Source organism: Leptolyngbya sp. ST-U4 (assembly GCF_039962215.1).
Taxonomy (GTDB): domain Bacteria; phylum Cyanobacteriota; class Cyanobacteriia; order Elainellales; family Elainellaceae; genus Leptolyngbya_A.
The window spans coordinates 638,176-657,872 of sequence record NZ_JAMPKZ010000001.1 but is presented as its reverse complement, the minus strand read 5'-3'; the positions used below and the strand labels follow the sequence as shown (position 1 = coordinate 657,872).

At 51.0% G+C, this 19,697-nt stretch carries 19 protein-coding genes; 5 read left to right on the top strand and 14 right to left on the bottom strand.

Annotated elements, in window-relative coordinates; genetic code table 11:
* Positions 1–121 precede the first annotated feature (121 nt).
* The 3 genes from NDA02_RS02905 to NDA02_RS02895 all read left to right on the top strand — a co-directional run bounded on the left by NDA02_RS02905 (position 122) and on the right by NDA02_RS02895 (position 2,701).
* Positions 122–478 carry a hypothetical protein gene (locus NDA02_RS02905; protein WP_190790630.1) on the top strand — a complete coding sequence of 119 codons (357 nt, stop codon included), beginning with the start codon at positions 122–124 and terminating at the stop codon, positions 476–478.
* Positions 479–852: 374 nt separating this feature from the next.
* Complete coding sequence (locus NDA02_RS02900) at positions 853–1,962, top strand: glycosyltransferase (protein WP_348254375.1); 1,110 nt, start codon at positions 853–855, stop codon at positions 1,960–1,962.
* A gap of 247 nt (positions 1,963–2,209) precedes the next feature.
* A complete protein-coding gene (locus NDA02_RS02895) occupies positions 2,210–2,701 on the top strand; it encodes an SRPBCC family protein (RefSeq protein ID WP_348247245.1) in 492 nt (163 codons plus the stop codon).
* Between the two features lie 14 nt (positions 2,702–2,715).
* Here NDA02_RS02895 and NDA02_RS02890 read toward each other — a convergent pair whose 3' ends face one another.
* From NDA02_RS02890 to NDA02_RS02875, 4 genes are all read right to left on the bottom strand, one after another.
* Positions 2,716–3,339, bottom strand: coding sequence for a TenA family transcriptional regulator (locus tag NDA02_RS02890; RefSeq protein ID WP_190792674.1), 624 nt, complete (start codon positions 3,337–3,339; stop codon positions 2,716–2,718).
* Positions 3,340–3,475: 136 nt separating this feature from the next.
* Positions 3,476–4,834 carry a trypsin-like peptidase domain-containing protein gene (locus NDA02_RS02885; protein ID WP_190792675.1) on the bottom strand — a complete coding sequence of 453 codons (1,359 nt, stop codon included), beginning with the start codon at positions 4,832–4,834 and terminating at the stop codon, positions 3,476–3,478.
* Between the two features lie 102 nt (positions 4,835–4,936).
* Positions 4,937–5,875, bottom strand: coding sequence for a glycosyltransferase (locus NDA02_RS02880; RefSeq protein WP_347277890.1), 939 nt, complete (start codon positions 5,873–5,875; stop codon positions 4,937–4,939).
* A gap of 209 nt (positions 5,876–6,084) precedes the next feature.
* Positions 6,085–6,696 (bottom strand): hypothetical protein, encoded by a 612-nt coding sequence (locus NDA02_RS02875; protein WP_190792677.1) that lies wholly within the window; start codon positions 6,694–6,696, stop codon positions 6,085–6,087.
* Between the two features lie 211 nt (positions 6,697–6,907).
* Here NDA02_RS02875 and argG point away from each other — a divergent pair, with 211 nt between their 5' ends.
* On the top strand, positions 6,908–8,152 hold the full coding sequence (argG, locus tag NDA02_RS02870) for an argininosuccinate synthase (RefSeq protein ID WP_190792678.1): 1,245 nt from the start codon (positions 6,908–6,910) through the stop codon (positions 8,150–8,152).
* Between the two features lie 206 nt (positions 8,153–8,358).
* Here argG and NDA02_RS02865 read toward each other — a convergent pair whose 3' ends face one another.
* From NDA02_RS02865 to NDA02_RS02830, 8 genes are all read right to left on the bottom strand, one after another.
* The gene (locus NDA02_RS02865) at positions 8,359–8,994 is read right to left on the bottom strand and encodes a VTT domain-containing protein (protein WP_190792692.1); all 636 of its coding nucleotides are present in this window, start codon (positions 8,992–8,994) and stop codon (positions 8,359–8,361) included.
* A gap of 124 nt (positions 8,995–9,118) precedes the next feature.
* A complete protein-coding gene (locus tag NDA02_RS02860) occupies positions 9,119–9,775 on the bottom strand; it encodes a hypothetical protein (RefSeq protein WP_190792679.1) in 657 nt (218 codons plus the stop codon).
* A 190-nt stretch (positions 9,776–9,965) separates the two neighbouring features.
* Positions 9,966–10,511 carry an Npun_F5560 family protein gene (locus NDA02_RS02855; protein ID WP_190792680.1) on the bottom strand — a complete coding sequence of 182 codons (546 nt, stop codon included), beginning with the start codon at positions 10,509–10,511 and terminating at the stop codon, positions 9,966–9,968.
* Between the two features lie 30 nt (positions 10,512–10,541).
* Positions 10,542–11,555 carry an NAD(P)/FAD-dependent oxidoreductase gene (locus NDA02_RS02850; protein ID WP_190792681.1) on the bottom strand — a complete coding sequence of 338 codons (1,014 nt, stop codon included), beginning with the start codon at positions 11,553–11,555 and terminating at the stop codon, positions 10,542–10,544.
* Positions 11,556–11,759: 204 nt separating this feature from the next.
* The gene (locus tag NDA02_RS02845; RefSeq protein WP_348254374.1) at positions 11,760–12,413 is read right to left on the bottom strand and encodes a Uma2 family endonuclease; all 654 of its coding nucleotides are present in this window, start codon (positions 12,411–12,413) and stop codon (positions 11,760–11,762) included.
* A gap of 25 nt (positions 12,414–12,438) precedes the next feature.
* Positions 12,439–13,614 (bottom strand): tetratricopeptide repeat protein, encoded by a 1,176-nt coding sequence (locus NDA02_RS02840; protein ID WP_190792683.1) that lies wholly within the window; start codon positions 13,612–13,614, stop codon positions 12,439–12,441.
* A 9-nt stretch (positions 13,615–13,623) separates the two neighbouring features.
* Positions 13,624–14,961 carry an ATP-binding protein gene (locus NDA02_RS02835; RefSeq protein WP_199296636.1) on the bottom strand — a complete coding sequence of 446 codons (1,338 nt, stop codon included), beginning with the start codon at positions 14,959–14,961 and terminating at the stop codon, positions 13,624–13,626.
* A 414-nt stretch (positions 14,962–15,375) separates the two neighbouring features.
* The gene (locus NDA02_RS02830) at positions 15,376–17,415 is read right to left on the bottom strand and encodes a hypothetical protein (RefSeq protein ID WP_190792684.1); all 2,040 of its coding nucleotides are present in this window, start codon (positions 17,413–17,415) and stop codon (positions 15,376–15,378) included.
* Between the two features lie 397 nt (positions 17,416–17,812).
* Between NDA02_RS02830 and NDA02_RS02825 the strand changes: the two genes are divergently transcribed.
* Positions 17,813–17,956, top strand: coding sequence for a hypothetical protein (locus NDA02_RS02825; protein ID WP_190792685.1), 144 nt, complete (start codon positions 17,813–17,815; stop codon positions 17,954–17,956).
* Positions 17,957–18,190: 234 nt separating this feature from the next.
* On the opposite strand, the gene NDA02_RS02820 is transcribed toward NDA02_RS02825, so the two are convergent.
* Positions 18,191–19,348 carry a metallophosphoesterase gene (locus NDA02_RS02820; protein ID WP_190792686.1) on the bottom strand — a complete coding sequence of 386 codons (1,158 nt, stop codon included), beginning with the start codon at positions 19,346–19,348 and terminating at the stop codon, positions 18,191–18,193.
* A gap of 87 nt (positions 19,349–19,435) precedes the next feature.
* Positions 19,436–19,651: a hypothetical protein gene (locus NDA02_RS02815; protein ID WP_190792687.1), complete on the bottom strand. Its 216-nt coding sequence runs from the start codon at positions 19,649–19,651 to the stop codon at positions 19,436–19,438.
* Positions 19,652–19,697 lie beyond the last annotated feature (46 nt).

The following is a 19,697-nucleotide window of genomic DNA, read 5'->3' as shown; positions in this document are numbered from 1 at the left end:
CCTTCAAAATCCCGTGTAAACCACTACCTGAAATGCCGTAAAACCCGCTTCTACTCTTGATCCTATCGATTCTGTAAATTGTCTACCATAGAGAGTAGAGGTAGCAGTAGGCACAAGCAGTATGAAGATTCAATCATCCGTATTGGTGCATTTAGGGTTTGGGAAGTATGTGCGATCGGATCAGGTGACATCGCTTCAGCCCGTGGAAGAGGAGCGTGGACCCGGACGGCGGACGTTTGTTTATCTCGAAGGGCAGCCTGACCCGATTGTGGCATCTCGTGCCGAAGATACGATCGTCCGCGATCTGGTACAGGAGCCGCGTGAAGTGATTCAGTCTCGCCAGCAGCAGGAGATCCTGACTGACCTGTTGCAGGATTTGTCGAAGGTCAATTCTACGGTTCGGCGAATTAGCCGCGACGAAGGCGGACTCGATCTCGACCAGCTTGAGCGTCGGATTCAGCGTGTGCTGGAAGCATAGTTTCGGATCGGGCAGTTGAGCAGTATTTGCGGGGTGTGAATTTCAATAATTCTGAATTTCAACAATCGCTAAAGCCATTGCTAGAGCAGGGGTTCCTGAGGCAAAGCCTCGCCCCTTTTTTTGTGGAGCAGGAGTAGGCGTTGAGGGGAATTCGTCCACAGAAGTCGAACGATCCCAGGTACATTCCCTCGCCTGAGCCGGGCAAGGGTTAATTTTTTAGCCTACTCAACCGACATCCATTTGAGCGACTACCGTTTGGTGCAATTCGATCTACCGTTCCGCTCAGATTTTCCTTATAAAAAATTCTCTTAAGCTTCATAGGCTGCTCATTAAAATTCCCTTAAGCTATGCGTGGTTCCCCGGGGTTCTTTACCATGAAATCTGTGTTATTCGTTGGTTATACAAACGACAAGATTGTTACGGCTCAGCAAGAACCTTTTCTCTATCACAAACGTGAATTAAGACAAGAGTTAGGGTTAGAGGTTGCTGTTAAAAATGTTCCAACCTTGAACGAAGCAGTGAATTTGTGCTTGGGCGATCGCTCAGACATTTTCTTTCTGATGCCAAGCTGGCGAGAACAACCCGAAGTCGTTGAAACCCTTATCCGAACCCTACGTCAGCAAAAGCCCCACGCAAAACTTTTCTTTGTTGATCCATTTGCCCAAGCAAGTAGCCGCTTTCTGAGCGTATTGCCCTATGTAGACGGGTTTGTTAAACGTCAGCGGTATCAGGATCAGTCCCTTTATACCCAAGACCTGATAGGTGGCTCAGTTCTCACGCAATATCTGGTACAGCAGCAGCATTACGAGCTAGGAAACTGGCACGTCGGCTCAATTGCACCTCGGGGATATGCATCTCAGATCAAGACAGGCTGGAGTTTAGGAACATCCAAATCGTTTAAGAGACTCCTCCAACGTCCCCGATGGCTCTTTCGACCTAAAGCGAAAACAATGGATATTTTCTGCCGGATGTCCCTCAGCCCTGAAAAAGATAGCTGGTATTACAAGTATCGCTTATCGGCATTGGCTGCTCTCGCTCCTCTGTCTGCTGATTATCGTGTTGCAAGCAATGGCGGCAGTGATAAAAGTAAAGAAGTGTCCCAACGCCAATATTTCCGCGAGCTCCAGCAAAGCCGGATTGTCTTCAGTCCCTTTGGCTGGGGAGAGTCCTGCTGGCGAGATTTTGAAGCCATTTGCTATGACTGCCTGCTGCTCAAACCCTCGATGGAGCATCTTGATGTTCAGCCGAACCTATTTATTCCTGGAGAAACCTATGTGGCGATCGCGTGGGATTTTTCTGATCTAGAGCATCAGTGTCGATATTATTTGCAAAACCCAGAAGCAGCAGCACGAATCGTTAGTAATGCTCGGGAAGCTTACCTGGAATACTTTAAAACCAGGTCATTTGTAGCGCAGATGAAACAGCTCATTCAGGGAGCATCCAGAACTGCGCGTCTGGAACCGGGGACAATGACGCTGTCCTGAAGCTCAGGTATCTCTATCCGAAATCATTCCGTATCTTGTGGAAAGCGATGCGAGAGTACCTTTCAGGAATACCTTTTGGGGGGTACGTCTCAGGAGCACGTTTCAGCAGTACCCCTAAAGTAAGAGGCTTCAGATTGGCAGGCTCTTTAGGATCGAGGCGTATTGGGTTCAGGCATTGATTTTATGGAAGCATTGGCTTCATTCGCTTCGCAATGCCCGAACTGTTCTGATCCTGAGTGGAAGAGCTATGACTTCAAGCAATCCTCGCACCGTTCGCACCACCGAGTTTGAGCAGTCTACGACAATCGCCGCTCCCGCCGATAATGTGTTTGATTTTATGGCAGACGTGAACAATCTGCCGAAGTATTTGCCCACCGTTCGCAGTGCCCAACCCCAGGAAGGCGAGCGCGTTCGCACTCAGGGACAGGCAGGTGGACATTCCTATGACTCCGATGGCCATTTCCGCATCGATCGCCTCAGTAAACGAATTGAATGGGGTTCAGATGGCGAGAATGACTACGGCGGCTGGATGGAAGTTGACGGAGACCGTGAACAGTGCAAGGTCACAGTGCATATTCACTACGCACCTCCCGCAGAGATGGCGCAGAAGATGGCAGAACAATCGCCCGAAGGCAGTTTTGAATCTGCAATCAATGAAGGAATCGGGAAAGCTCTCGAATCGATTAAAAATATCTGTGAGGGCAAAGGCGGTAAACAGGAAATTGAAGCTAACCAGTAATACTTAAATCGCCTCTAGACTGCTGCAAATGCCATTTGCCAAAAGTCCTTTTCAAGCTGTGCGACTTTGATAAATGCGAGTTCTGCCTGCTGCTGCACTTCTTCAGATGCCGATCGCAGCATTTCGTCTGCCTGGTGTTCCAGCAGTTTTACATATTCCGTAAAGCCCGGATTGCCCCAGCGATCGGCAAATTCAGTATAAGGTTCGGGCATTTTGCCGGGGAGCTGCCACCCCTGGTTATACGCCAGTTCGATCGCCCAGAAAGCCGTTGCCATTGCCGCATAGGGAGCCGTTCCCATGTTGACCATAAAGGCGCAGTAGGTCTGACAAGTGGGCTGCCTAGGCGTATCCAGATTGAGCTGACGCTCTGAAGCCTTTTTGCGAAACCAATTTAGCTCGTCTTGCAGTACCGTTAGACCGCTTAGCAATACGTCGAAGTGAGCGATCGGTGACCAGGTAATTAGCGTCGCCGCGAACCGCGTGAACTCCAGCACAAACAAATAATCCTGTACCAGCCAGGTGTTGAATTGATGCGGCTGAATTTCTCCTGTTTGGCACTGCATCAGGAATGGATGAACGGTTGCATCTCGCCAAAGATCGGGATACTTCTGAAGAAGTTGCTGGCAGGAAAGGGACATAAAAGCTTTAAACGCAGGTAGACAAAACAATGAACGAAGTAGAGACGATCGATTATGTCATAAATAAAGCCCCTCGCCCAGGCTGGGAAAGGGGTTGAAATCAGGGCGATTCATAGCTTTGACCTTGTTACTGTCGTTACTGCGGTATCTGATTGACAGCCAGCATCGTTGAACTCCCGCAGGAATTCAGGGCTGTTTGAGTGGGGTGAATTTTGACATTGAGGCGATCGAGCGATTCGGCGATCGGGAGCGCAAATCCTAACCCTTCAATGCCACGACTGGCAATTTTTTCAGTGACAATGCCAATCACCGCACCGTATCGGTTTAGCAAGGGACCACCGCTGTTGCCGGGATTAACTGCTGCATCGGTCTGGATCAAATGGTGCGCTTTGCGGGTGCGAATGCCGCTGACCACGCCCTGCGTCACGCTGTTGGAGAGTGCTAGCGGATTGCCGATGGCCACCACGTCTTCCCCTACTTTGACCGACACAGGGCACACAGGCAAACTCATCAAATCTGCGGCATCTGCTTCCAAACGCAGCAACGCGACATCCAGAGCTGCATCTCGCTTGATCACCTGTGCTTTATGGGTTGAACCGTCATACAGGTCGGCTTGCACCGTATGGGCAGACCCAACAACATGATGATTGGTCATGATCAAGCCGGAAGCATCAACTACAAAACCCGTTCCCCGTCCTTCTGGGGTGCGAATTTGCACGATCGAGGGAATCGATCGACTGACAATCTGTTCTGTGGAAAGGGGCGTTTCTGAGCTAGAAACTGCCGCAATTTCGTAGCGGGTAGGAACCGTTATGGGTAGATTGGCGATCGTGGGCTGAGACAGGAAATCGGCAAGATCAGCCTGGGTCAGCAACCCCTTAAAACTGTTGCGAATTGCTTCATAGGTGGCGGCAGGGTTGTCTACGCCTTCTGCCTCGGCGCGTCCGGTCACGGTCTGACGGTAGATTACTTTTCCGGCAGTGCGATCGAACAGTTCCCAGCGAATGGTGCGCTCGTCCTGCGTTTTTTCGCCCAGCAGTGAACTGTAGGAATTGAGCTTAACTTCGGTAATTGTACCGCCGATCAAAAATTGTCCCGGTTCCGGGTTATCGACAAGCTGATCTGCAAAGGGCGATCGGCTCGAACTGGCAGCGACAGGATAGCCTGCCTGCATGAGTTCGTCTTCGATGAGCGATCGGGCAGCATTTTCCAGGCGGGTGTCGATTTCTCCGCTTGCTGTGTATCGATCCTGCAACAGGTTCAAAATTCCGTCATAGCGTCCACCCAAAATCACACCAGGCATAATCGCCGATCGAATCCGGGCAACTTCAATGCGGGGTTGAGGGGTCGTAAAAGCTGTGTCATCCGGCAGAAAATGGTTTTTTGCCGCAGCCACGACCTCAAAGGGCGGTGGAGTGGACATCGGAGCAGCAAAAGCAGGATAGGGCAGCAGCAGCCACAGCAGCACCGCCTGCACCAAAAAAGCTCTGATCATAGATTAAAAGCATCACAGCGAAATCGTAGATTTCACCAATCTGCGGAATTTATTCCTGTATGTAAAGGGGAGATTTACATAAGTTATGAGCAGGTTAAATTTTTAACTTTGCTGCATCTCCGCATAGGCAGCATACACGCCGCGTACGTTGTACCAGTTAAGAAAAATCCGGGCGATTTCCAGAGCAAGCTGAGGCTTACCGCGATCGATCAGCCATTGCAGCAGGGGAGCCATTGTTTTTTCGTTCAGTGTGCCACCCAGAGACAGCAAACCCCACAACAGCCGATGAATCCAGGTCATCTGAATCATCATTCGCACTTCCCAGGTCGGATGCTTTTGGTAAAACAACACCCCCATCCGTCCCCGCTGAATTTCCTTGTCTATCAAATTGGGCAACTGGCTCAAGCTAAACGGCGGATGCCAGTGATAGCCTGCCGCTTCAGGACACTTGATCAGCTTTAGCCCCAGCTGTTTTAGCCGAACGCCCAGCTCCAAATCTTCCCAGCCGTAAAGCTGAAAGCGCGTGTCAAACAGTCCAGCTTCTTCCAGCCATTTTCGGTCGATCGCCACATTCCCGGTTGCAAAATACGCCGCCGAAAAGTCCGTAATCTTGAATGGCTCTGAAGTCGGATCGTCGAAATCGCAGGTGTTGATCACGCTGCCATAGGTAAAGACGCGATCGGTTCCCAGGTTTTTCTCTGCCTCAGTGAGGGCAATGGCATGAGCTTGAAGAAATCCTTCCAGCACTACCAGATCGCTGTCAATAAAAATAATCGTGTCGCCCTTTGCCTCACGAACACCCAGATTTCTCGCGGCAGACGGTCCCTGATGATTTTGCTGAAATAGCCGCACATGGGGCAGCTCTGCCTGATGGGTTTGCAGCCATTCCACAGTGCGATCGGTTGAGCCATCATCCACGACGACGATTTCATAGCCAGCGATCGGACTATCAGCCGGAATCATCTGATTTTCCAGTGCCCACAGGCATTTCTCCAGAATCGGCAGACGGTTATAAGTGGGAATGACAACGCTAAAAAACACGGCAGCAATCTTTTTGAACGATATTTTTGAACAATCTGGGGGTTGATGCGCTTTAGAACACTTTCCGTCGAGGACGGTTTTTTTAAGCATCCAGAATGAGCAGTGCTCTGACTGCATCCTATCGTTGACCCGCTTAACCGTCAAAAAGTTCTCTGTAGAGGTGTGGACGGGTGAGTGAATAGACAAACCAAATTATGAAATTGGAGTGATTAGATCGAGCTTAAGTGTTTGGGAAGTGCAAACTCTCTTGTCCAGCCACAATCGAGTAGCGAACCTCCCTTTAGAGGAATGATTGCAGCAGCCAGGCTATGAGCAAAGCTAGCTACATCTACTTGAGTTCGTTTAAAGACCTTGTCAGCAATGAAGTGAAGTTCTGGCCCCCACTTCATCCAATAATTACCCTCGCCTCTTTGAGTAATTGTATTTTCATTGTGATTGACGATTGTTGGCGGAAACGATCCTCGATTAAATGAGTGCGTTAGGAAAGGGTAGGGTTCAGGATTTCGCGTTGAAAGCAACAACTCTGCAAGCTCGACGTTTTGGTGATGATTAAGGAGATAAATAAAGACTTGCTCGAATGCTGAGTACCCTTCATCCCAACTTATCGCGGACTTGACTGTCGCAACCAAGTGATTCTCAGTTTGAGGTGTTAGTGCGGCATACACTTTATGTTGATAGAGTGCTACGCGATTCCAAGAGTCTTTCTGAGAAGGTGGCACCTTGACCGGAGTAAACCCTCCAGTAGCGAGACCATCGCGAAGCATCTTAGCCGCAATTTCAGGTGCAGTATTGTGAAACCAGGCTTCTACTACAAATCCCATAAAGTCTAATAGAAGAAATTGTCCATCTAACTACAGTTCAAGCAGCCTAAAAAGCCCTACTTACCCACTCACCTACCTCCTCTCATGCCATCATTCTCTAACAATCGGTTGTCCCCGAACAAAATGGGAACCATTCAGCCGATAATATGATGTTTGCCCGATCGGGGTTTTGTTCTCCCGGTCTGGAGGTTGGCTGAGAGAGAAAAACGACATGAAAGCGCAAGACTTACAGGGAAAGACGATCGCCTTTGCAGGATCAGGTGGACTCGATAGCTGCACGATTACGCGATGGCTGACGGATCAGGGCGTGAACGTGGTTTGCTTTACGGCCGATTTGGGACAGCCCGACGAGGATAATCCGGCGGATATTGAAAAGCGAATGCTGGCAGCGGGAGCTTCAGAATTTGTGCTGCTGCCTTGCCGAGAAGGAATTGCCGAAGCGGGGCTTCAGGTAATCCAGGCGCAGGCGTGCTACGAGGGACGCTACTGGAACACTACAGGTATCGCTCGCTGTGTGCTGACCGAAGCGATGATTCGCGAAATGAAGCAGCGTGGACTGACGATCTTTAGCCACGGCGCAACCGGACGCGGTAACGATCAGGTGCGGTTCCAACTGATTACAAATATGCTGGCTCCTGAGTTTGAGGTGTATGCGCCTTGGCGAGACGAATCTTTCCTGGCACGCTTCCCTGGACGCAGCGAAATGATCGATTTCTGTCAGGATAACGGGTTGAGCGTAACTGCTACTAAAGACAAGCCCTATTCCACCGATGCTAACCTGCTGGGGCTGACTCACGAATCGGGAATGCTGGAATCGCTCACGACTCCGGCTCAGTTTGTCAAGCCGATTATGGGCTGCTATCCGATCGCTGCTCTCGATCAGCCCGAAGAATTCACAGTGCGGTTTGAGGCGGGTCGTCCGGTGTCTATTAACGGTCAGTCGGTCAATCTGGTGGAAGCCTTCCTTCGGGCAAACGCGATCGGCGGCAAGCACGGCATTGGCATCGGTACGCACTTGGTGGAAAACCGCTTTGTCGGCATCAAGTCTCGCGGTGTGTACGAAAGCCCTGGCGTTGAGATTCTAGGAACCTGCTATGCCTATCTGTTGCAGCTTATTCTCGACCGCCGCGCCCGCGAATTTTACGATCAGCTTTCGCTCCTGGTTGCCAGACAGATCTACCAAGGCTACTGGTTCGATCTCGCGACCCAGATGGCACAGCAAGCGCTCGATCGCACCGCTGCTCTGGCAACCGGAACTATCACCGTCTCCCTTTACAAAGGAACGCTCTCTTTCATCGCCGCAACCGACACGCCCCACTCCCTATACTCCGAAGAAAATGCCTCAATGGAAGGCGTGGGTGACTACAACCACTCCGACTCCGAAGGACTGCTGCGCGTCTTTGGCGTGAGTGCGCGGGTGCTGGCAACGACGGGGCAAGTAAAGCTTGAAGGGTAGATGAGTGGATGGGGGGATGGGTAGGTGAGTGATGGGTAAGTGGGTAGAAGGAGGTAGGTTTGTTCGTTAAGGTGAGCGATCGTTGAATGAACAGAAAGGAACTCCTGTCACTTAGACATCAGCGAGACGCTTACCAGTCAGTGTAGTTTGGATAGAGCAATCATCCTGCTCTCATCCCCTATCTCCTTATCCCCTATCCGCTCACCTCAATCCTGCTGCTCCAGACCTTTGCCAAACTTGCGATGCTCCAGCCAGTAGGAGAGGGCAAACCAGGCAACGACGATCGCCACGACGACAGCGGCAAACTGAGACATCCACTGCACCAGGGTTTCCAGGGCAATTAGCCTTCCGGCAAAGTAGGCGGCGGTAATGGTGACACCTGCCCAGATGCTTGCACCAACGAGGTTGCAGAGAAGAAACTGCGCATAGGGCATTCTTACCGTTCCTGCTAAGGGTCCGGCAAAGATGCGAAGCAGTGCGACAAATCGACCAAAAATTACAGCTTTGGCAGCGTTCTGAGCAAACTGATCGCGGACGCTGATAAGCTGTTCTTCCTTGATGCGGAACAGTCTACCCACACGAGTTACAAGCGACCAGCCGCCGTAATACCCAACCCAGTAGCCAAAGTTGTCGCCGAGGATCGCTCCGCCTAGCGCACTTGCCAGCACCAGCCAAAAATCCAGCTCACCGCTGCCTGCCAGAAAGCCGCCGACGAGAGTAATCGTTTCACCGGGAATAGGAATCCCTGTATTTTCGAGGAGAATGCCGCCGAACACTGCCCAGTAGCCGTATTCGTGAGCGATGTTCTGGATGGTTTCCAGGGGAATCAGTTCCACGGTAATGAGTAACCTTAGAAATAGGACTTTACAAAGATTTGTGACAGCCTTTAATGATTCCCATCTTGACGTAATATCAGCGATCGTGTCAATTCGCGAAGGGCGATTACTCCTACGAGAGAAGTGCTTCTCATCGCCACACCACATTCCCTGGAATGTACACATCGAAAATTGGCTGAGACGTTAAGCATTGCCAGTGACAGGCAAAAAGATCTGGGGTTTGAACCTTCAGACTAGCAATCGCCGCTTCTGCCGGAAAGGGATACAGGCGATCGAAGCCAATCTGCCCATCTGTCCAACCAAACTGAAGCAGGTAAACCGACGGCGGCGCGTTCAGTTCCTGCAAAAGGCGATGGGCGAGGCGATAAAGAGCCTGACGGTGCAGATCGGGCAAATGGAGCGGCTGATAGTAGCGAGAATTTTCACGACAGATGGCTTCGGCGTAAAGTGCGCCTTTTGCCGTCAGGACGATCGGCAACCAGAATTCTCCTGTCGCGATCGGAACCAGAAGTGCCTGCTGGACGCGATCGCGTAATCCCTCTACGTCTCGACAGACTTTATAAATTGCCTGACCCTTCCAGTCCAGGGAATCCGGTAGGTTGAGCGTTAGCGGACAGAGCAGATCTGCGGGTTGAAGTGCGATCGGCTGATCGCTACAAACGATCGAAACTGAAGACTCCGTAGAAACGGGAAATTGTTCGATCGCCTGTTCGATCGCAGAAATAGACTGGGCCTGCAAATCATCCTGATCAGCAGGCAGCGGATCGATTATGAGCAGGACATGCACCAATTTCTAAGCTGAGAAACTATCCGTTTATCGTTTGTCTTCTTGTGTACGGCCTGTCTTTTTGTGGGATGGAGGTCTTCGCTCGCTCAGACCAGCAGACGGGCTATCTTCCGCGCCAGAAGTTCTGATGCCATCCCACAAGAGAGGGGTAATCCACAGAGGTAACTCACAGTTCTGGAGGGAACTGGAATTAGACGTTGCTCAGATCAGGCAGCGTTGCGCCCATCCGAGGGAAGCTCGGCAAATCTAAATGACTCACACGACGACTTCTGACCGCAAGGCGATAGCTGACGCTCTGAAGTTCGGCGTGCAGGCGACGGTTCTCCTGCTGAATCAGCGCGACTTTTTCCTTAATCGGCGCGAGACGCTGCTCAAACTTCTCTTTGTAAATCCGGGGCAGTTCTTCGACCACCTGTTCCAGCATTCGGGCGCGATCGGTCATTTCACGACCGGACTGCCGCAACTGATAAATCTCCGTATCTTTGGCGGAAAGCTGCTCCTGGTAGAACATTGCCTGCTGCTCAAAGCCCTGCACCTGTTCACGAAGGGCGCGGATTTCGGCTTGCTGCCGCTCAGAAACAGCGGGAGTCGGAGTCGTTGCAGCATTCCCTTTTACCAAGCGGAAAAGTTCTTGTGAAAGCTGCTGCACAAGCTGGTCGCGCATCTGGAGTTCATCGCGCAGATGGGCAACTTCCGATTGCAGTTCGGGAATGGTGAGGGTATCAGTTCGTGTCACAGTCTTGCTCCAAATCAGATCGCGTTGTTATTAGGTCGTCTCAACCATGGGGTTTTCCCCAACCAAGTGTTCTTCCCAGCGACGCGGCGGAGCAGCCCTGCGAATGTCCCGCCAGATTGCTGTTGCCGCTAATGTACCATCTGCGACGGCAATTGACACTTGATTGATGCCTTCTTTAAGATCGCCTATCGCAAACAGACGCGGATGGGAGGTGCGGCACATGGAATCTGTTACCAGATTGCTGCCTTTCCACTCCAGGTCGAGTCCCTTGAGGTACTCATTATAGTAATGCGATCCCATTGCGACCAGCCCTGTTTCAAGCGGAATGATCTTCCCGTCTTCTAGCTCAACCCCGGTCATTTCGTGGTCGTGCCCCAAAAGCTGTGTGATTGGCGTTTCAACGAGCGGAAAGCCATGTTCCTTCAGCTTGTGCCGCATCTCGTCGCCCACTTCAAACAAACCGTTGGTAAAGACGGTGACATAAGGCGTAAACCAGTTCAGCACAAATGCGGTATTGATTGCTCCTTCAGTGCCCACGAAGAGACCACACTGCTTATCTGCCATTTCGTAGCCATCGCAGATCAGGCAGACGTGCAGATTATAGCCCGCGAAATCAAAGACATTTTGCATCTTCTCCAGCTTTGGCAAATGATCCATAATGCCGCTCGCGGCGATGACATACTTCGATCGAAACACAGGGTAGATACTGTCTTCCTTGCCCACCCTGACCTTCACGGTAAAGGTTTCGCCTTCATCGCGCACTTCCTCCACAAAGCCACGCAAATGATCTGCCCCCAGCATCAGGGCGTGTTCCTGCCCGTGCTGAATCACGTCGCGTCCGGGGGTTTCCGGCGGCAAACCAAGATAGTTTCGCAGTTCTTGCATCCAGAACGATCGCCCTTTGCCCTTTTCGATAATCAGACAGGAGAGGCGATATCGCTGAAGATAGATTGCTGCGGAGAGTCCGCCCATGCCACCGCCGACAATAATTACGTCGTAGAGATGATCGAGCCGCTGATCTAGATTCTTCTTTGATAGTTTCATCAGTCCTGTTTCCCTGCCCGGAGTCCTCTTCTTTCTCTATTATCGCGATTCTAGGAATTTGGGAGGAAGTTTGAGAAATCGTAAAAGCCCTACAACGCCCCCGTTAGCTGAGGCTCACGTCAAAGCCTTTATTTCTCGCTTAGGGACACTTTGAGTGATTGAGAAGCGAGAACTTGGTATAAGGGCGAAGGGCGATCGACCCAATCACTGCGTCAGCAGCCCAAGAAACCATCGGCTCACCGCACCATCGTCTTCGGTCTGGGCACGTTTCAGGGCAGAATCGACCCAATCAATTTCTAGTCCAGGTAAAACCTGCGATCGGCGGAGTTGGGTTGCCTTGCTAGGCTCAACGGCAATCACCTGGCTCACATTCACATCCACCACCCAATATTCTCGAATGCCTGCTCGCTGATAAAGTGGCTGTTTGCGCGTGCAGTCGTCTTCTAGCGAAGAGGCAACAATTTCAATCACCAGTGAGGGCGGGTCAAATTCGTTGAGGTCTACTGCAGCGTTCGATCGGGCTGGAAACGTCACAGCCTCGCCAGGTTCACCTATATAAAACGCCAGATCAGGCTGGAATTCCCGCAGTCCTGCTTTCCGAAACGTCGTATTGATGAAGCTTTTGATCGGAATCGCTTTGACCGTGGCATAGAGATTAACGACTGTGAGAACGATCGAATTATCCTGACCGTGCGCCGAACCCAATGGACTCATCTCAATCCTCATCTCACCCTGGTCGTAATAAAACCTGCCGCCCACCAGCGTCGGATCATCTGCAAAGGTCAAAAAGTCTTCCCAGGCAGCCGGAATCCAGGTTTCAAGCGCGATCGTTTGCAGGATTGGAACGGGGTTAACCATCGTGAATTCTCCTTAGTCGATCGCCTCACTCTGAATCGGAATCTTCGATTAGTGCTTTGAATCGATCGTCCGATCGAATGTTGTCAAAGTCTGAATCTGTTTTAGCCATTTCCCGATATTTAGGATTAAGCTCGATCGCTTGTTGTAGAGATTCGATCGCCTTATCCACTTGATTCCACAACGAATAACAACAGGCTTTGTTGTTCCAGGCTTTGTGATAGTCCGGTTTGAGTTTGAGTGCTTTGTTCCAGGAGTCGATCGCTTCCTCATAGCGTTCTAGATTCACCAGGGCAATGCCTCGGTTGTACCAGGCTTCGTAAGAGTCCGGTTTGAATTCGATTGCTTTGCCCCAGGAACCAATTGCTTCTTCATAGCGTCCTAATTTAGCGAGGGCAAGCCCTCGGTTGCTCCAAGCTACACCTAAATCGGGTTTGAGTCTTAATACCTCATCCCATGTGTGAAGAACACTTTTGTGTTCTCCGGCTGCTTGAGAAAGCACAGCTAGTTCAGAAAGTAGATTTACTTTCCCATCTAGAGGGAGTTGTGGTTCTTCCAGGAGGTTTTGGATTTCGGCAAGTTTGCGATAGCGTTGAGCATCTGTCCAGATAAGGTAGTCATTGTAATCTCCTTCCAACCAGACCCGATAGACCTCTCGATCGAGCGTGTCCTTCTCCATCGGAAACTCGAAGATGCCTGATCGCCAATCATAGAAATCAGGGGCGCGATGGATCAGGTATTTGATGGCAAAGAGAGGTAACAGGAAAACGAAGCAGATTTTGAAGTCATCGCGGAATCGATCGCGCTGTTGATTCAGGTTGGCAAGAATTTTTGGGACACCCTTCCAGCTATAGGAATGAGTTTCATCAGCCCTCCAGCGTAAGATCTGCTTGGTTTGTTCATAGGCGTAGAGGGAGTGTTTCAGTCCACGTACAAACAGGATGTTGGTTTGCTTGTAGTTGGGCAGGCTTTCTACTGCTTCATAAAAGTTCGTGCTGTCTGCAGTGAGCTGCAATTGATCGATCGTTTTATGGGGCAGGTCTGCTTTTACCTGACGAATCAGGCTTTCCTCATCAGCATCGTTGCAGCGCACGAAAATAATGCCGAAACCCTCGATTCTACGAAGTGCCCGGACGAGTGCTTGATATTCTTCTGCTGGAGTGCTGGGTAAATCCTCGTCCCAATCGATCGAATTTGCAGTCATAGGGTTTCTCTACTGCTTTACTTTTTGAAGTGCCGACTTAAACTCGTCAATGCCTTTAATTAGAGGGTGAACATCGTACCAGCACTGCATCTCGTCGTCATCATCAAAGTAGCGATATTCCAGGATGCAGCGTGAATACAACAGCTCTCGATATGCCTCATCATGGGGGCATCGATAATTTACCGCTACATTTGCAAGCAATGCCCACTGGTTGCTTTGAACTGTCCGTCGATACGTGTCTCGCACTACGGTAATTGCTCTTCGCGCTGCTTTTGCCGTAATGGGTAGTTCATCAACATTGTTGCTTGCCTCTTTACACAAGCGAACTAATTCTCGAATATGCCCACCGCTCATCAAGCACAGTTGCTCGATTACCTCCGCACTTTCAAGGATTTCTTGGTCAATAGAGGCTTGCTCATATGTTGTCCCTGCTGTTGCTGCCCGAATCCGTCGAACAATCACCTCTTTTATTTTCTCAAATCCAGACGGGTGAATGGATCCCTCCTTTGTTCTCACCATAATCATGGGCAGCACTTGAGCATTGCCATAGGTGTCTTTCAAGTCGTTAGCTCGACTGGAATAGAACATCGAGATTGGAACGGTGTAGATTAAATGGCACTTCAACGCTTTGAGCTGTCCGCTGCGCTCCAAGAAGATGTGATCGTGATTCGTGCGTCCAGTAGCGTCAGGAATTGGCACAATCCGATCGAGGTTATCCGCAATCACCACAAGCTGCGTTTTTCCATTTGGCAGTTTCTTCTTCGCGTCGGCAATAAACTGATTCAGCGCATCAATCAGTGATGGAGTATGAGGATTAACCTGCTGCCGGATCTTCTGTCGCTCTGTGGGCGTTGCCCGAATTGCGGTGCTGAGTTTACCAAACTGGCTTAACTGCGCCTCTGCCTTCAGCTCATCAAAAGAAATTTCGGTGAGCATCAGGTCTTCTAACGATCGCCATCGATCGCGCAACCAGCTTCGTAGAGGCTGAGCGTCCGCAGCTTTTAATTCCTCTAGCAAATGGCGCGTACAGGCGAGCAAAACATCCACGTATTCTGCATCTTCCGGGTCAACGTCCTCCGCATCCGCCGCGAAATACACGACAAAGCAGCCCTTCTCTTCAAGATCTTGCTTCAACCGCAGTAATTCAGTAGACTTTCCCGCCCCCCGATGCCCCACATAAAGCTGACAGGTTGCTTTGTCCTCCGATCGTCGGATGCCATTTCCCAAATCCTTCAAAATGTTATTCTCGCCGCGCACCTCGCCACACTCGACATAGGCTGGATCATTTGCAGGCAAAGGATTATCTGGATCAAACGAGTTATAAATTCGGGTTAGTACGTCGCTCATGGTCAGCAGCCTCGATCGTTCCTTAATCCTACTGAGAAACTAATAAAGGCTGCTATGTTGATGCTTCGAGCATCAGAGCCAATACGCCAGGCTCAGGAAGCAAAGAATCGAGTGCAAATCACAATGTATTGCCTTGCAGAAGCAATGGATCGGGTGCAATTAGCAATGCGTCGAGCGACAAAGGCAATGGATCGGGTCACAGAAGCAATGCATTGAGTGCAACTGGCAATGAATCGGGTGCAAGAAGCAATGTATTGACTCATATCGCCAATGTATCCAGTGCCAATGGCGATCGTTCATATCCAGATCAGAAAATGTCGAGTGCCAAAGGCGATCGGTTGAGTTTAGAAGGCAAATTTTGGGGGTTAGAAGGCGATCGGTCTACCTCAAACCCTCAAAAACTAGCCCCTCCTTTCAAAGTCCCCCATTCGTCGCGACGATCGGCTCTCCCTCTTTGGTAGGGAGAACTGCCGGATCATCATCGATCGCCAGCATAAACTGCACGATCGCGGTTTGGTCTTCGGGTGTGAATCCGGCTTTGCGATCGACCCAGTAGTTATGTCCGCTGCCGTCGGAGTGAATGTTTTGCAAGGCTTCATTCTTGCGGTTTGCCTGCACTGCTGCCTCGCGCAGGTTGCGATCGACCAGCACCCGCAGACTGGCTTCCGGGTCGGGTTCAACACGCCGCATCCAGGTTCCTGCCAGTCCCATTTCTTCTGGTTCTACCACCTGATACCAGCCGTCTTCGTTAGGGGCGATCGCTGCCTGGGTTGCAGCCACGCCACCGTCATGCAGATAGGGCGCACTCAAATACAGCCCGATCAGGTGTTGCACTTTGTAGCCGCCTGCCGGATTGTTTTGGGCAAAGGCAAGCTCGCGATCGGCTAATGGCGCAATCTCGGTTGGCACTTTCAGCACGGGCGGATCGGCAGGTAGGGGAACTCTGAGGCTCGGCGGGTAGGTTTTTGGCTCGGTGAAAATCCCCGGTATTTTTGCCAGCGCTTTAGCGCGAGACGGTTGACCCTTGATTTCAATTTCACCAATCACTTGATGATTATTAAAGTAGCGTCCGCTGTGGCAGCTAATGCAACCCGCCTCGGTAAAGACTTTTGCGCCTCGTTGCAGGGTTTCGCTATCTGCATCAGATTCGTGAGGGGGTGGAGCCAGCGTATTTTGATAAGCCGACATTCCGTTGAGCTGCTCACCTACAGGTAGACCCGGCGAGCTTGCCATCAATCCATCGATCGCAAACAGCGAACCTTTTGGAAATCCCGGCATCCGAATCACCTGATTCATCCCCGGTTCGCCTGGAGTCGGGTCAATTTGATCGAAAAATTCAGAGGGCTTTGCTCCTTTTGGCAACCGAAACTTTGGGTTCGCGGCATTTTGCAGCATCGAGCCAAGATAGGTTTCTTTATCAATGCCCAGCAGCGGTAAACTGGCTTCGAGAGCCGTAGACGGGTCGGAATTTGTCGCGTGAACATTGTTATTCAGCGTCGTCAGTCCGTGGAACCAGCCGATCGATGAAAAGCCGCTCCAGCCATAGGGATACGCCTCGTGGGTATAAGACGAGGGATTCTGTGCCGGGTTGTCGACGTTATCGGGCGAAGAGTCAAAGTTACCGGGTGCCCAGGAAAGAAAGTCTGCGTCTACGGCATCTTCAAAGGCTTTTGCGTCCACTAGCTTCGCTGTTTTGCCTGCGGCATTGATGTAGGTATGCTCTCCGCCGGGCAGTTTGAGTGGATTCACTCCCGTTTGCCGAAACATTGCCGCTGAGTTGGTCGCAAACGCCAGCAGCAGTCCCGAATCTAGATCGATGTTGGGTGCACCCTCAATCACTAAGCCCGATCGCTGATCAACCGCCGCATGGCAAGCTGCACAAGTAATGCCAACCTGAACTTTGCCTCCTTTTTTATGAATTTCCATTCCAACTGGAATCAGCGACCCTGCCGGAACATCCAGACCTGTATTCAGCACTGTGCCTTTGGGAAAGGCTCTGCCACCCACGGTGTAATCGCGATCGAGCTTGACTTGAAGATTCGTGGTTGCCTTGCCGCCCAGCGCGACGATTGCCCGACTGAGATTCACCAGGTTAATGCCGCCGTCGATTGCCCCCATCACGTCGGTAAAGAAATACTCGTTGCCAAAAGTTTCCGTGTAAAACGCCTTGCGTCCCAGGTCGATCAAATCCTGCGTAACTTCGATCGCGCCATTTTCGCGGCTGAGCTGCTGCTGACCTGCCTCGGTTTGCAAAAGCTGTTCGGCTTCCGGGCGATCGACCACGATTCCCAGCACATCATAAGAGCCAATTCCAGCAGGAGCCAGGGTTGTAATCGGCGTGAGTGTTTTATTCAAACTGGGACCCCTGCGCGGCAGCGATAACTCCACCCCGTACCCCAGCAGTCCGATTAACCCAATGAAAGACAGTAAAACTGCAATTCGACCCAGCCGCATAATAACGATCGCCTGCGTAAAAATAACCCAAACAGTCTAGCGACCGGGCGGTCGGTCAACATCTATCACGTGAAGGGAATTGGGGATGCGCAGCCGTGTGATCCTGGTTCACCGGGTACGTGTAATAAATCACATCGTCATGATTTGCAGACCCCTGTGACATTCGCTTTATGAAGTTCAAGTTAAACCCAGTGGAAATTACGCAAGGGGCTTTCGCATCCCTCAAAACACTGAAAATCCGCTTAAAATCGTCTATGGGGAGGATTCGCAATCCCTATCATTTCCTTTAAGTTTCTGTAACGGTAGATACGGAACTTTTTGACTTCTGCAGAAGGTCATCTAGAATCGTGAGTGACGCGATTGACCCTATTAATCAGTGTTTCTGGAGATAGCCCATATGAAAGCCCATTTAAATTCCTCGCAGTCGTCTTCTCAAGCTGCTACCCCTGCAAACGGCGAATTTGACTTCGATCAGTGGGCAAAGCTTGTGCGCCAGCAGATGATTGCCTCGCTTCGCAAGCGTCAGGCTGAGATTGAGTAGAATTGCACTTTAAGCGATCAAGCTCCTCAAGCAATAGAGATCCCCGTAATCTCCCTGCAAAAGGGAACGTTGAGCCGTCAGGACTTCCGGTTGCAAAAGGACTACCTACAACGATTCGGTTTTCCCTTTTAGGAGGTCGGGGAATCTTAGAGGCTTCTCATACCTACCTTTTCACTGATACTTACCTTTCCACTGGCAGATTTTTGCTGACCAGTTTCTACTGATAAACCTTCTCTAAGACCTCGGCGCATACCGACTCGCCCTTTCCGCCCCAGACAAATCAGCCCACTGCACATCTCGCCTCAGAATCTTTGCAGTTGGACTATCAATGAGTCGGGGCAGGCGATGCTGATCGACGACCTGCATTGTTTTCGCATCATAAGTCGTGTAGGTGGTCTCAGCCTGATTTAGATTGACGTCGATGACCGTGACCGTCTTGATCATGGGCGAGTTGCCGTTTAACAATTGCCGCGCTCCGCTTCCTAATAACCCGCTGTGGAGCGTTTGCAGCTTGCCCACATAGCCCGGAAAGTAAGCGTGGTTGTGTCCGCTGATATAGGTATGGACGCCATATCTTTCCAGCATTGTTCGCAGGCGATCGGCTCCATCCAGATACTCACCCGGTCGATCGCGCCCGATCGCCACCGCATACAGGGGCAGATGCCCGACCGCAATTCTTAGCTTCGCCGCTTGAGACTGACTCGATGCCAAACTGCGCTCTGCCCAGGTCAGCTGATCGTCAGGAATCTGGGACGTAGAAGCATCCCAGACCAGAAAGAAAATGTCGTTTTGCTGAAAGGAATAGTAGAACGGGTATCTGGCGCGATCGACAAACTGAAGTCCAGGATTGTGGCGCGGATTATTCCAGTATGCTGCCGCCAGATCGCGCTCTTGAGCAAACAAAAAGTTTCCGTTCGATCGGGCTCCAGAGGCGTCGTGGTTGCCGATCGTAAAGCCAAAGGGAATGTTTGCTTGCCGCAGGGGGGCGCTGACGTGCTGATCAAACGCATTCCACATCGCCTGAATTTGCGATCGAGTGAGTGAAGCTTTTTGTCCTGCCACCATATCGCCGCCGCACAGCACCAGATCCGGCTGCCAGTCAGGAGCAAGGGCAATCACGCGATCGACTTCTGGCTCATAGTCCGTTGAGCCATATTGACTGTTCAAATCGCTGATCACCAAAATTCGAGTATCCCCGCGTGGAGGGGCAAAAATACCCTGCTGGGTCAGGCGACGCACCGCCGTTTCTCCTAAAGTTGGGGAAGCCGTGGGCGGAGCAGAGGGTGTAGGCTCAGGAAGTTGACTGGTCGCCGCCTGCTGAATACAGGCAGAAATTCCGCTAATTCCAGCTAAACCCAGCAGTCGTAACGTGTTTCGACGAGTGAAAGGCATTCCACAACTGTCCTCAGGAGTCAACGCTTTGTTGAGCTACGGGTATTGTAGCTGGACAGTGAGGAATCGTACGGCAAAGCAGTTTGATTACGCAGTCTGACCTGAAAAGACCGGAGCCAGCAGACGGCGAACCGTGGCAACCCTCTTGTAAATGACAGAGGGTAGGCAAATAAACCAGAGCAGGGAACCGACCAGGACAACAATCCAGGAAGAAAGGTCTGAATTTGAGGTGGACTCATCTTTCAGGAATGCGCTAAGCAGCAGACCAAAGGTGAGCGTAGCTCCAATCAGATAAAAGACCATGCTGATTCCTCTGAAAGTACTAGTCCCTAATACGGAGGCTTCTGTA

Bases quoted from the DNA above. Each gene is read 5' to 3' on its own strand.
- NDA02_RS02895 (WP_348247245.1), top strand. From the start codon at position 2,210: ATGACTTCAAGCAATCCTCGCACCGTTCGCACCACCGAGTTTGAGCAG.
- NDA02_RS02850 (WP_190792681.1), bottom strand. From the start codon at position 11,555: ATGAAACTATCAAAGAAGAATCTAGATCAGCGGCTCGATCATCTCTAC.
- NDA02_RS02875 (WP_190792677.1), bottom strand. From the start codon at position 6,696: ATGGGATTTGTAGTAGAAGCCTGGTTTCACAATACTGCACCTGAAATT.
- NDA02_RS02825 (WP_190792685.1), top strand. From the start codon at position 17,813: ATGAAAGCCCATTTAAATTCCTCGCAGTCGTCTTCTCAAGCTGCTACC.
- NDA02_RS02845 (WP_348254374.1), bottom strand. From the start codon at position 12,413: ATGGTTAACCCCGTTCCAATCCTGCAAACGATCGCGCTTGAAACCTGG.
- NDA02_RS02885 (WP_190792675.1), bottom strand. From the start codon at position 4,834: ATGATCAGAGCTTTTTTGGTGCAGGCGGTGCTGCTGTGGCTGCTGCTG.
- NDA02_RS02840 (WP_190792683.1), bottom strand. From the start codon at position 13,614: ATGACTGCAAATTCGATCGATTGGGACGAGGATTTACCCAGCACTCCA.
- argG (WP_190792678.1), top strand. From the start codon at position 6,908: ATGAAAGCGCAAGACTTACAGGGAAAGACGATCGCCTTTGCAGGATCA.
- NDA02_RS02830 (WP_190792684.1), bottom strand. From the start codon at position 17,415: ATGCGGCTGGGTCGAATTGCAGTTTTACTGTCTTTCATTGGGTTAATC.
- NDA02_RS02820 (WP_190792686.1), bottom strand. From the start codon at position 19,348: ATGCCTTTCACTCGTCGAAACACGTTACGACTGCTGGGTTTAGCTGGA.
- NDA02_RS02815 (WP_190792687.1), bottom strand. From the start codon at position 19,651: ATGGTCTTTTATCTGATTGGAGCTACGCTCACCTTTGGTCTGCTGCTT.
- NDA02_RS02905 (WP_190790630.1), top strand. From the start codon at position 122: ATGAAGATTCAATCATCCGTATTGGTGCATTTAGGGTTTGGGAAGTAT.
- NDA02_RS02900 (WP_348254375.1), top strand. From the start codon at position 853: ATGAAATCTGTGTTATTCGTTGGTTATACAAACGACAAGATTGTTACG.
- NDA02_RS02835 (WP_199296636.1), bottom strand. From the start codon at position 14,961: ATGAGCGACGTACTAACCCGAATTTATAACTCGTTTGATCCAGATAAT.
- NDA02_RS02890 (WP_190792674.1), bottom strand. From the start codon at position 3,339: ATGTCCCTTTCCTGCCAGCAACTTCTTCAGAAGTATCCCGATCTTTGG.